This window comes from Yersinia enterocolitica subsp. enterocolitica, from assembly GCF_901472495.1.
Classification (GTDB): domain Bacteria; phylum Pseudomonadota; class Gammaproteobacteria; order Enterobacterales; family Enterobacteriaceae; genus Yersinia; species Yersinia enterocolitica.
On the sequence record NZ_LR590469.1, the window covers coordinates 536,960 to 549,408 of the forward strand.

Here is a 12,449-nt window from a genome sequence, read left to right on the forward strand (position 1 = left end):
GAAAATCAGTTTGCTTCGCGCTATATCCGCCGCTGACGACGGCGAACAGGGCGAGGACGTTTTGTTTTCTCCACCGTGGCGACGCCGGCCAGATAATCGGCCAGGGCAACAGGAGAAGGGTGGGTGAAGAGGTCAAGCAACGTCAGGGTGGAAAATTCGTGACGTTGTAACAAAACGTGCAGTTGCACCAGATTCAGCGATGTTGCACCCGCCTCAAAGAAGTTTTCTGCGGGTGTGACAGACTCGCCAACCACCTCGCGGAAGGCGTCGCAAATCAGGCTGACGGTGCTCTCGTCCGCCGCAATGTGTGGCTGAGAGTGCTCAGGGCATACGCGCGGTGGGCGCTCTGCGCATTGCCCTGCGTGTTTTACGGGAGGCACCAGCGCGGCGAGCGGCAGTTGCCAGCTGCTTTCATCCTCGGCCATTCGGTTTAGCAATGCGCAATACTGTTCAAACTGGCGCTCCACCTGCCCGGCAGGAAACAGCGCGGCGACAAAATCCCAGTTAAAGCGCAGTTCGCCTTCGGATTCATAAACCTGGTGATCGAGCCAGACCTGCGGCGTCTGGGAGATGCCCCAGACCGGCTTGAGCAGATTACGCCGGGCGAGGAAGTTATCCTGCTCAAAGCCCAGCGCGCTGGTAAAGACGACGGGCATCGGAACGGCAGGCACGTTTTGCCGTTGCGCCAGTTGACGCATCACGCGGATGGCTGACACATCGCGGTGGTTGAGGTTCTGGCTCAGCCGCTGCTGTAGTGACTGCGCGCTGTGCAGCCAGCTTTCGCCGGGGTGCCAGCTCAGCAACATCAGCGAAGTGAAATCGCCCAGAATCTGGTTGATTTGCGGGTGCAGCGGTCGCCTGTCGAAAAGCGTAAGGTTAAGCGTGAACTCAGGCTGCGCACTCCATGCAGAGAGAACCGTTGACCACACCGACAACAGCACGGCCGACGGGGTGAGATGGGCGTCAGCCGCCCGTTTTTTCAGCCGATGCCAGCGCGTGCTGTCCAGCGCGCCGTTCAGGCGGGCGAAGCGCGGTGTTTCAACCTCCTGAGGCAAGCAGCGCAGCGGCAACGCTGGCGCCGGAGGAATATCATCAAGCTGCGCCTGCCACCATGCCAGAGAATCTGGATTGGGCGACTGTAGCGAGGGCTGTTGCAGATAATCCCTGAAGGTGACGGGCAGCGGCGGAAGCAGCTGTTGCGGGTAGCGGTAGCCGTGCTCCAGCTCCGCCAGCAGGATCTGCATGCTCAGGCCGTCAAGCAACAGGTTATCCAGACACAGCCACAGGCGGGCGGGCATCCCGTCCACGTATCCGACCTGGAGATCGAATACCGGCCACACTTCGGGGTTGAGTACCTGATGCGCCAGTTTTTCGCGTACCCGCAACGCCTCTTCAGGCGTATGAAGGGTGTGTGTGGGTATCACCCAGGGGGGGCGTCTGTTCGAGCACCTGTTGCTGTCCATCAAGCACGACGGCGCGTAGCATATCGTGGCGGGCGATTAATCGGTTCCAGACCGTCTCCAGCCGGGTGAGGTCCAGATCGGCAATTTCAAATTCAACAAAGAAATGTGAGCCGACGCCGCCCAGGGTAAAGCCCGGCTGACGCCCCACCAGGTAAGCCTGCTGCACGTCGGTAAGCGCAAAGGGCTGGTAGCGTTCTTCAGGAGAGTGGACGAATGGTTGTTCGACCGGGACGTCGATTTTACGCAGCGTGGCGGCAAAATCCGCCAGCCGGGGATGATTAAACAGGTCGCTTAATTGCGCTTCATAACCTGCCTGATGAAGTTGCCCGGTCAGACGGGTCGCCAGCAGGCTATCGCCGCCTTGCTGGAAGAAGTCGGTTTCTCTGGTGACATTGCCAGTCGATAAGAGTTGCTGCCAGAGGGCGGCAACCTGTTTTTCAATGTCGCCCTGGGGTAAATCCGCTTCGGCCTGGTTTTCCGCTTTAGGGGTATGACGACGCTTCAGCGCCTGGTAGTCAATTTTCCCGTTAGCCGTCAGCGGTAAGGCGTCGAGGAAGACGATCCGTTGCGGCACCATCCACCCCGGCAGACGCCCGGCGAGGGCGGCCTGAAGTTGACGGGGATCGCGGCGCACCTGCCTGTCAGGACATTGTACGAGGAAGCGTTGTAACCCCGCGACCTCATCGCTATGCTGACAGTTGAAGGCGGCCGCGCTAAATAATGCCGCCCAGTCGGCGCTGTTATGCAGCAAGGCCTCCGGCTGCCCATTGGTTAACAGGAGCGTGCTGAGCAGGGCGGACGGCGTTAACTGGCGAAACTCCATCACGTAGAGCAGCGCGCCGGGAACGGCAAGCTGTTGTAATGTCGCAAGGAGCCCGGGATCTTCCGGCAGCAGACGATGCAGGGCGTTATTAAGCCAGATAATGTCCCCCGAGTGAGCGTGCGCCGCCAGCGTGTCTGCATTCCAGGGGGACAGACGGGCACCAGGCCAGGAGGCGAGCCTCTGCCGGGCGCTCAGTAGCATCTCCTGGCTCTGCTCAAGCCCGACATACTCAATCTGTCCGGCGTTGAGCTGTGCCAACAGCGATTCTGCGGCGCGGCCGGTGCGGGTTCCCACCTCAAGCAGGCGTACCGGGCGCTGTAAGCGCTGTGCAAGCTGTTGGCAAATTGTCGCCAGTTCCTGAATATACGGGGCGCTGGCCGGATGGTTAAAGGCCAGGCTTTCCGGCGACCACTGCGCGTCGTTCAGTAACGACAGTTCGTTACGGGCACCGCGAAGAATTTGCGATAACGTTAAATCATGTCCGCTGAAGTGCGGGTGCTCATCCTCGCGTTCTTCACCAGCGCAGACCTGATAACCTTCAGCAGCGGGCTTCAGTCGCCGTTGCGTCACCAGAAATGCTAACCAGCGTTCCACCACGGCCTGCCAGCGCGGCTGGATAGCGAGTGAATTCATCAGGGGGATAGGATCGGCGCCAGCGGTGTGACCCGGCTTCAGTTTTAACAGGCGATGCTGAAGGAAATCGGCTACCTGTTCTGCGGAGATCTCTGGCGAGATGGCGCAACAGGGCAACGTTCCCGCAAGCGTGTGCCACGCCTTCGGCAATGCCGGGTTCCGATGATCGGTAACGCAAAAAGCCTCGCTCTGAGGAACCACGTATGCCGCCAGCGTTTTTTCTTTTTCGCCGATCGCCAGAACGGTTGCTTGTTTCACCCCCGCCAACTGGCTGAGCGCGCTTTCGATTTCGCCCAGCTCGATGCGATATCCTCTGACTTTGACCTGCTTGTCGCGACGACCGAGGAACTCGATTGTGCCGTCTGGCCAGTAGCAGCCGAGATCGCCGGTGCGATACCAGCGCTCGTCCGAGAGCGTCAAAAATTGCTGCTCGCTGCGCAGGGAATCGTTGAAATAGCCTTCCGCGACCCCGATGCCGCCAATCCATAATTCACCCGACACCCAGTCAGGGCAGTCCCGGCCCCGTTCATCCACCACCCGGTAGCGTTGGTTGGTTAGCGGAAAACCGTAAGGGATGGAACGCCAGTGGGCAGGGACGTCGTGAATTTCGCAGGCGTTAGACCAGATAGACGCCTCGGTGGCGCCGCCCATCGCGATAAATTGTCCTTGTGGCCGGAAGGCCCGATAACGGGCGGGGAGGTCAAGTCCGATCCAGTCGCCGGAAAGCATCACTGCGCGCAGGTTTTCCGGCGTGGCGTCGGCGAAACCTTCACACCAGGTCAGCAGCATATCGAACAGCGCCGGGACGCTGTTCCAGAGCGTGACCTGATGGCGCTGGATCAGCTCACACCATGCGTGAGGATCGCGCCGTTGATTTTCCATCACCATCACCAGCGCGCCGCCCGCACGCAGTACGCCAAAAATGTCGTAAACCGATAAATCAAAATGCAGGGCGGAGAGGGCCAGCACCCTGTCATGCGGGCCAACCTGATAGCGGGTATTGATATCGCAACAGGTGTTGAGCGCTCCCCGGTGAGAAATGACTACCCCTTTCGGCGTGCCGGTAGAGCCGGAAGTGTAGATAATGTAGGCCGGTTGCGTGGGGGCGCGTACCACCGGGTTGACGATCGGCTCCGCCTCAATGGCCTGCTGCCAGGCAAGGACGGGAATATCGTCTGACCCGGCGCTGGCGTCGTGCTGGCAAATGAGCACCAGCCGGACGCTGGCGTCAGCGTAGATTTTCTCGCGCCGTGCGGCAGGCTGGTCCAACGAAACCGGAACGTAAACTGCCCCGGCCAGCAGGACGGCCAGAACCGCAACAAGTTGTCCTGCGCCTTTCGACATCGTGATAGCCACATTATCGCCGGGCTGAACCCCGCACTCGACTAACCTGCCTGCGCAACGGCGGGCATAGTCTGTCAGCTCATGATAATTCCACTGATAACGCATGTCCGTTACCGCCAGCGCCTGCGGCTGTTGCAGAGCGATACGGAAAATGCCTTCATGCAGCAAGCCTTCGGGAATGGGGGCGCCGGTGGCGTTGACCCGTTCGCGTATCGCGCGCTGGCTGGCGGGCATCATATCTGCGAACGGCTTTTGCCAGGCGCTTTCGTCATCGCAGAGTTGGTTAATCAACTGGCAGTAGGCGTCGAACAATGTTTCGACTAACGCCGGAGGGAACAGCGCGTCGTTGCTGTCCCATTGCAGCCAGACCTCGCCGTGATGCTCGAACGCCAGATGATCTATCCAGACCTGCGGCGTTTGCGAGATGCCCCATTCCGGCTCGCCCAACGGCGATTCTGCGCGGCTGCTGTAGAGGGAACGCCCCAGATTGCTGGTAAATACCACCGGGGCGCCGTGGGGGTAGCGCTGCTGGCGTTTGAGTTCACGGAGTAATTCGACGCCGGACCAGTGGCGATGCTCCCAGTCCTCCGTAAACGTGAGCTGGTTTTTACGCGCTAGGTTGCTGACGGTATCGCCATCGCAGGCGGTATCCAGCAGAAGAATATTGGTGAAGTCGGCAAGCATCGCGCCAACCGCTGGGTGCAGCGGCTGGCGGTCGAATAAGGTGATGTTAAGCAGCAGACGCGTCAGGCCGCCCCAGCGAGCCAGCACGGCAGAAAAACAGGTCGCCAGCGCCATTGTTGGCGTCACGCCATATTCGCCGGCCCGGTTGCTAAAGGCGTGCCAGCGTGTTGCTGGGACAATCATGCGGCGCCGGGTATTACGGACTTCACGTAGCGTGGCGGGTTCGCAGACCAGCGGCAAGACGGGCGCGGGGGGAAGCGTCGATGCTTTCGCCAGCCAGTAAGCGCGTGCGTCGTCTCTCAGTGGTTGATTGATCTTCTGCTGGTGCAGCAAATACGAGCGGAAATCATAGCGGGTGTCGATAGCCGACAGCGATTCTCCGGCCAGCAGGGCGTTAAGCTCATCGAAGAAAAGCGTAAAGCTGGAGGCATCCATAATCAGCAGGTCAATATTGACATGGAGGCGGTGGCGATTGTCCGGCAAGAGCGTCAGCTGAAAATCAAATGTTTCGCCGATCTCCACGCGTAAAAGACGGTGGCTGAGGCGCTGGCGCAGTGCGTCCAGATAGGCCTGGCGGCTTTCAGCGTCGTTATGGCGTAAATCATGAACGGTGACGCCGTTCCAGTAAGGTTGCGGTAGCCAGACCTGCTGCCCGTCGGGGCGAAAGGCGATATGCAGCATTGGGTGGCGTTGCAGCAAGGTCGTGATGGCCTGCTCCAGTTGCGACGCCGTCAGACAATGGCCTTCAAACTCCTGATACAGGTGGCAACCCACGCCGCCAAGCGTCTGCCCCGGCATGCGGCCCGTCAGGTAGGCGTGCTGTACCGGCGTCAATGGGAAGGGGGTACTTTCGGTCATGTTCGGCCAGGATGATTCGTCGGGCAGCGTTTCTTCTTCCGCGTTCTCCGGCGACCGGCTGAGCATTAACTGGTTCCATGCCGCCAGCGTGGGGGCGGCATACAGCTCGCGAAGGGTAAGGCGGTAGCCATTTTTACGAAACCAGTGTAACCATTTCATCAATCTTATTGAATCCAGGCCGGCCTGGATCAGGTTGCTTTCGTCATGTAACTGCTGCGGCGTTAAATTCAGTTCCTGTATAAGCCGCTCGCGTAATTGTTGGTAATCAGCCGCGTGGCGGTTGTCCGGTAACAGCGAATCCTGAGATGGTGCGCCAGAAATCATTTTTCCTCCTGATGGCACGTCTTACCGAAAAGCATTTCTCATATGAGAATAATAATTTGAGAATAATAATTATTAACAATTATATGCTACCCGAAACGGGTTTATTTATGCCCGTTTCGGGTTGGTAACAGGCGGAAAGAACAGAGGCCCGGATGGGGTATCCGGGCCTCTGTCAGGGAGGAATTTAGGGGGGCGCGACCCCGGTTACATCACGCGTTTAAAGGTCGAAGGGGTTACGCCAAACTGTTTCTGGAAGGCGGCAGAGAAATGACTGGCGTTGGCATAGCCCAGATCGGCCGCCACCGTCATGACGGAGGTATTGCCGTTAGCCAGGCGTCTTCTGGCTTCCTGCATTCGTTCAGCCTGAAACAGGCCATAGACGCTGTTGTTGAACAGAACGCGGAAGCCTCGCTTAATTTTGAGAACGCTCAGACCGGACTCTCTGGCCAGCTCCGCGACGCCCGGCGCTTGCGTCAGATCAGCCAGCAGCAGATCCTTCGCCCGCAGCAGTTTCTGACGTTCCATCGGGTTGAAGTGGCAGGAGAGGCAACTGGCGTCTTCGCGATGTTCATCCAGCACCAGACTGAGCATGACCAGACTTTGCCCCTGCAACCATAGCGTCGATGGCTTTTGTTCATGGCTGAAGCCGCCGTGCATGCGCATCAGCGCGTGACGCAAAGCCTGAGCCGTTAAATGGGTTTCAGCATTACAACGCTGCTGCAGGCAACAGCAGTGGGAATCGATCTTATTCTTAATGACCGCGCTAATATCCGGCACCCACAGCGCGAGAGTTTCAGGGCTGAAGGAGAGGGTAATGCTCTCGAATCGGCCACAATAGGAGGCGCTGCCACGGCAGTCTGGCGTATGGGTAATGTAATGGCGATTGCGCGCAAGCTCCCAGTCGGTGCGGCGTCTGAGTCCCTGAATCGCAAAGCGCGATGTGCCTTCCAGGATGCACGAGAAGTTAATCCTGCCCAGATCGTCGTGTAGCTGCAACGTCTCAGGCCGCGCAAAATGGCCCCTCCAGAGCAAAATATCCATACCTTCCTGCAACGAACAGCGCAGCAGTTCACACTGAGCAGGAATATTGCCATCGTTTGCAGGTTTCCCGACCACCAACTGGTTAATAGAGATTTCGGATTGCGTTTGCGGTGACTCCGTCATGACTTGGTTATCTCCCTGTGGCTTAGACCAATGCGTGCATATACCCGTCATATTTCAAGTTGCATGTGCGTTGGCTGCGCTCACTCACCCCAGTCACTTACTTCTGTAAGTTCCTAGGGCTTCCCTCGCTTACCGCCTTCCTGCAACTCGAACTATTTAGGGTATAAATAGAACCGAATGGGGTAGATGAGTTATTGATAATGGTTATTATTCACATTAATTCTCAGAACGCCACCCTGAATTGTCGCTTTTGGTGTCCGTAAAAATTTATCAGGAAATTCAGTTACTCCCATGTTATCTCAATCATCCAATACTGAATCGATGTCCCGATTTCCTCTCTGGCAGGTGATTAAACCGGTTCGCAGGAAGGTTATTTTAGCTATGGCGCTGGCGGGGCTGGCGGCATTAACCAGCCTGGGGGCGCTCCTTTTTCTGGCGTGGAGCCTGCGCGACATTCGCGCGACGCCTGACACTATTCCGGTCTGGCTGCTGGGCGGCGTGATCGGCTGCGTGGTCTTAACTTTTGTTCTGCGCTTGCAGGCGTTCAATACCTCTCATTACGCGGCTTTTCATCTGGAGAACATTATGCGCAGTAGGTTAGCCCGTAAAGCATTGCAGCTTCCGCCTGGCGTGTTACAGCAAATGGGTAGCGGGTCAGTGGCGAAAGTGATGCTGGATGACGTGAAGTCGTTACATATCTTTGTGGCTGACAGCACGCCACTCTATGCCCGCGCGATCATCATGCCGCTGGCGACAATCGTTATCTTGTTCTGGCTGGACTGGCGGCTGGCAATCGCGACGTTGGGGGTACTGGCGTTTGGATCGGTTGTTCTCGTGCTCGCCCGCCAGCGCTCGGAAGATATGGCTCAGCGTTATCATAAGGCGCGCGAGCAGGTCAGTGCGGCGGTTATTGAGTTCGTGCAGGCCATGCCCGTGGTGAGAACGTTTGATAGCGGCAGTACCAGTTTTTTGCGTTATCAACGCGCCCTTGAAGAGTGGGTCGATGTGCTCAAAACCTGGTATCGCAAAGCCGGTTTTTCAGCGCGTTTTTCCTTCTCGATTCTGAATCCTCTCCCGACCCTGTTTGTCCTGATCTGGTCGGGATACGGCCTGTTGCACTATGGCAGTCTCGATTTTATCGCGTGGGTGGCCGTTTTACTGCTGGGCAGCGGAATGGCCGAAGCCGTAATGCCAATGATGATGCTCAATAACCTGGTCGCGCAAACGCGTTTAAGCATTCAGCGTATTTATCAGGTTCTCGCGATGCCGGAGTTATCGCTGCCGCAGTCTGACCAGCAGCCGCAAGAGGCGAGCATTACCTTTGAGCAGGTGAGCTTTCATTATCCGCAAGCGCGTACTGGCGCCGCGTTGCAGGAGGTGAGCTTTCATGTGCCTGCCGGGCAAATTGTGGCGCTGGTCGGGCCAAGCGGCGCCGGAAAAAGCACCGTAGCGCGCTTGCTGCTGCGTTACGCCGACCCGGACAAAGGCCATATCCGTATTGGCGGCGTGGATCTGCGCGATATGCAGACGGACACCCTGATGAAGCAACTCTCATTTGTGTTTCAGGACAACTTCCTTTTTGCCGACATGATAGCCAATAACATTCGTCTGGGCGCGCCGGATACGCCGCTGGAGGCGGTAATAGCGGCGGCCAGAGTGGCGCAGGCCCATGATTTTATTAGCGCGCTGCCAGAAGGTTACAACACGCGAGTCGGGGAACGTGGGGTATTTCTCTCCGGCGGCCAGCGGCAGCGCATCACTATCGCCAGGGCGATTTTGCAGGATCGTCCCATCCTGGTGCTCGATGAGGCGACGGCGTTTGCTGACCCGGAAAACGAAGCGGCGCTTATCAAGGCGCTCGCGGCGGCCATGCGCGGCCGGACGGTCATCATGGTCGCGCATCGTCTCTCAATGGTGACTCAGGCCGATGTGATATTGCTGTTTTCCGACGGACAGCTCAGGGAAATGGGGAACCATACGCAACTGTTGGCGCAGGGCGGCCTGTATCAACGGCTCTGGCAACACTATCAGCAGGCGCAGCATTGGGTGCCGGGTGGAACACAGGAAGAGGTGGTGGAAAATGAAAGACAATAATCCTGCGGATAACCTGGCCTGGCGCGTCATCTGGCGCCAGCTTATCTCCAGCGTTGGCAGTCAGGCCAGGATGCTGCGGCGCAGTATGCTGGCGCTGTTGCTGGCGGCATTCATGCAGGGGATCGCCTTTGCCTGTCTTTATCCGATCATTGATGCGCTGTTACGGGGAGACGCGCCGCAACTTCTCAACTGGGCTGTGGCCTTCAGCGTCGCCGCGATTGTGACGCTGGCGCTACGCTGGTATGGCTTGGGCTTTGAATACCGTGGTCATCTGGCGCAGGCCACCCATGAGTTGCGCCTGCGACTTGGCGAGCAGTTACGCCGCGTGCCGCTGGAGAAGATCCAGCGTGGCAGGGCGGGCGAAATGAACGCCTTGCTGCTGGGCTGCGTGGATGAAAACCTTAATTATGTTATTGCGATAGCCAATATTTTGCTGCTCACCATTGTCACGCCGCTGACGGCGTCGCTGGCGACATTGTGGATAGACTGGCGGCTGGGGCTGGTGATGTTGCTGATCTTCCCTCTGCTGGTGCCGTTTTATTACTGGCGCCGCCCGGCGATGCGGCGACAAATGCAGACGCTGGGGGAAGCGCACCAGCGTCTGAGCGGCGATATCGTTGAATTTGCTCAGGGGATGATGGTATTGCGCACCTGCGGCAGCGATGCCGATAAAAGCCGGGCGCTGCTGGCGCATTTCAATACGCTGGAAAACTTACAGACCCGCACTCACCGTCAGGGCGCTGGCGCGACGATGCTGATCGCCAGCGTCGTGGAGTTGGGCCTACAGGTGGTGGTGTTATCCGGGATCGTCTGGGTGGTGACGGGCACTCTGAACCTCGCCTTTTTGATTGCCGCCGTCGCGATGATTATGCGCTTCGCAGAACCGATGGCGATGTTTATCAGCTACACCTCGGTTGTGGAACTGATCGCCAGCGCCCTGCAACGGATTGAGCAGTTTATGGCGATAGCACCGCTTCCCGTCGCAGCGCAAAGCGAGATGCCGGAACGTTACGATATCCGCTTTGACAACGTCAGCTATCGCTACGAAGAAGGCGACGGCCACGCGCTTAATCATGTTTCTTTGACGTTCCCGGCGGCCAGTATGAGCGCGCTGGTGGGCGCCTCCGGCGCAGGCAAAACCACGGTCACTAAACTGTTAATGCGCTATGCCGATCCGCAGCAAGGGCAGATTTCTATTGGCGGCGTCGATATTCGCCGCCTGACGCCGGAACAGCTCAATAGCCTGATTTCTGTTGTTTTCCAGGATGTCTGGCTGTTTGATGACACGCTGCTGGCGAATATCCGTATCGCGCGCCCACAGGCGACGCGACAGGAGGTGGAAGAGGCAGCCCGCGCGGCGCAGTGCCTTGAGTTTATTTCCCGTCTTCCGCAAGGCTGGCTGACGCCAATGGGGGAGATGGGCGGCCAGCTATCGGGCGGCGAGCGCCAGCGGATTTCCATTGCCAGAGCGTTATTGAAAAACGCGCCGGTCGTCATTCTCGATGAACCGACCGCCGCGCTGGATATTGAAAGCGAGCTGGCGGTGCAAAAAGCGATCGATAACCTGGTCCACAACCGGACGGTGATTATCATCGCTCACCGTTTATCCACCATCGCCGGGGCCGGAAACATCCTGGTGATGGAAGAGGGACAGGTGGTTGAGCAGGGTACTCATGCGCAATTGCTCTCTCATCATGGACGTTATCAGGCGCTGTGGCAGGCGCAAATGGCCGCGCGCGTGTGGCGCGACGACGGGGTTTCCGCGTCTGGAGAGTGGGTGCATGAGTGATGTTCAGTCGAATGTGAAACCGCTGACGTTGACGACTGGGCGGGTGATTTTTGCTATTGCCGGCGTCTATGTGACGCAGAGCCTGGTATCGGCGCTGTCTATGCAGTCCTTACCCGCGCTGGTGCGCGCTGCTGGCGGATCGCTGGCGCTTGCCGGTGCGACAACCCTGTTCATGCTGCCCTGGGCGCTGAAGTTTATTTGGGCGCCGTGGATCGAACGCTGGCGGCTTCCGCCCGGTAGCCCGGAACGCCGTTCCCGCATGTTAATCCTGCGTGGTCAGGTCGCGCTAGCGGCGATCCTGACTATTGCCGCAGCGATTGGCTGGTTTGGGCGAGAAGGGGGATTTCCTGATACGCAAATCGTCGCGTTATTTGTTCTGTTTATGGTGGCAGGCACGGTCGCCTCCACCATTGATATCGCCAGCGACGGCTTTTGCGTCGATCAACTGACCCGCGCGGGTTACGGCTGGGGAAACAGCGTGCAGGTCGGCGGCAGCTATCTGGGAATGATGTGCGGCGGCGGGGTGTTCCTGATGCTGTCGGCAGCATCCGGCTGGCCTGTCGCCATGCTGATGATGGCGATGCTGATTATGGCGCTGTCATTCCCGCTGTGGCGCATTACGGAGCCGACGCGAACAGCGACTATCCCGCATATTCCGGCGTTAGGTTATGCGCTAAGGAGGAAACAGGCGCACCTGGGCTTACTGCTGGTATTGATGCTGAATTCAGGCATGCGGTTTGTGCTGCCTCTTCTGGCACCGCTGTTGTTGGATCATGGGTTAAGCATGTCAGCGTTGGGCGCGCTGTTTAGCGGCGGCAATATTGCAGCGGGCATAGCAGGAACGCTGGCCGGCGGATTGCTGATGAAATACACCTCACCCGGCAGAGCGCTGTTGACGGCTTATGGCGTCCAGGGGATCGCGCTGCTGGCGGTGGTGATGACGCTCATGATGGCGCCGGGTCATCTGCTGCTGCCGATTCTCCAGTGTCTGGTCATTGTCCAGTCCATTTCGCTGGCCTGCGCGCTGGTCTGTCTTTACGCCACGCTGATGTCGCTTTCATCGCCTTTGCAGGCCGGTGTCGACTTCACCCTCTTTCAATGTACTGACGCGGCAATCGTCATTCTGGCAGGCGTTATCGGCGGCGTTGTTGCTCAACATTTTGGCTATGCGGCCTGCTTCCTGTTTGCTGGGGCATTCACGTTGCTGGCGGCGTGGGTTGCTTATATCCGGCTGCATTCGGCAAGAGAACTGATGACAAGCGCAATTGATTGA

General features: G+C 58.3%; 4 protein-coding genes and 1 pseudogene. 3 read left to right on the forward strand and 2 right to left on the reverse strand.

What is annotated here, in order from left to right; genetic code table 11:
• Positions 1-20: 20 nt before the first annotated feature.
• Positions 21-6,129, reverse strand: a pseudogene (gene irp2, locus FGL26_RS02505) (yersiniabactin non-ribosomal peptide synthetase HMWP2).
• 204 nt (positions 6,130-6,333) lie between these two features.
• On the reverse strand, positions 6,334-7,293 hold the full coding sequence (gene ybtA / locus FGL26_RS02510; protein WP_005168685.1) for a yersiniabactin transcriptional regulator YbtA: 960 nt from the start codon (positions 7,291-7,293) through the stop codon (positions 6,334-6,336).
• A gap of 381 nt (positions 7,294-7,674) precedes the next feature.
• Between ybtA and ybtP the strand changes: the two genes are divergently transcribed.
• The 3 genes from ybtP to ybtX are packed head-to-tail and all read left to right on the forward strand — an operon-like array spanning position 7,675 to position 12,449.
• A complete protein-coding gene (ybtP, locus tag FGL26_RS02515) occupies positions 7,675-9,387 on the forward strand; it encodes a yersiniabactin ABC transporter ATP-binding/permease protein YbtP (protein WP_032902671.1) in 1,713 nt (570 codons plus the stop codon).
• Positions 9,374-11,176 (forward strand): yersiniabactin ABC transporter ATP-binding/permease protein YbtQ, encoded by a 1,803-nt coding sequence (gene ybtQ / locus FGL26_RS02520; protein WP_005168689.1) that lies wholly within the window; start codon positions 9,374-9,376, stop codon positions 11,174-11,176. The genes ybtP and ybtQ overlap by 14 nt, the downstream gene beginning before the upstream one ends.
• Complete coding sequence (ybtX, locus tag FGL26_RS02525) at positions 11,169-12,449, forward strand: yersiniabactin-associated zinc MFS transporter YbtX (protein WP_005168691.1); 1,281 nt, start codon at positions 11,169-11,171, stop codon at positions 12,447-12,449. The genes ybtQ and ybtX overlap by 8 nt, the downstream gene beginning before the upstream one ends.

Bases quoted from the DNA above. Each gene is read 5' to 3' on its own strand.
- ybtA (WP_005168685.1), bottom strand. From the start codon at position 7,293: ATGACGGAGTCACCGCAAACGCAATCCGAAATCTCTATTAACCAGTTG.
- ybtP (WP_032902671.1), top strand. From the start codon at position 7,675: ATGGCGCTGGCGGGGCTGGCGGCATTAACCAGCCTGGGGGCGCTCCTT.
- ybtQ (WP_005168689.1), top strand. From the start codon at position 9,374: ATGAAAGACAATAATCCTGCGGATAACCTGGCCTGGCGCGTCATCTGG.
- ybtX (WP_005168691.1), top strand. From the start codon at position 11,169: ATGAGTGATGTTCAGTCGAATGTGAAACCGCTGACGTTGACGACTGGG.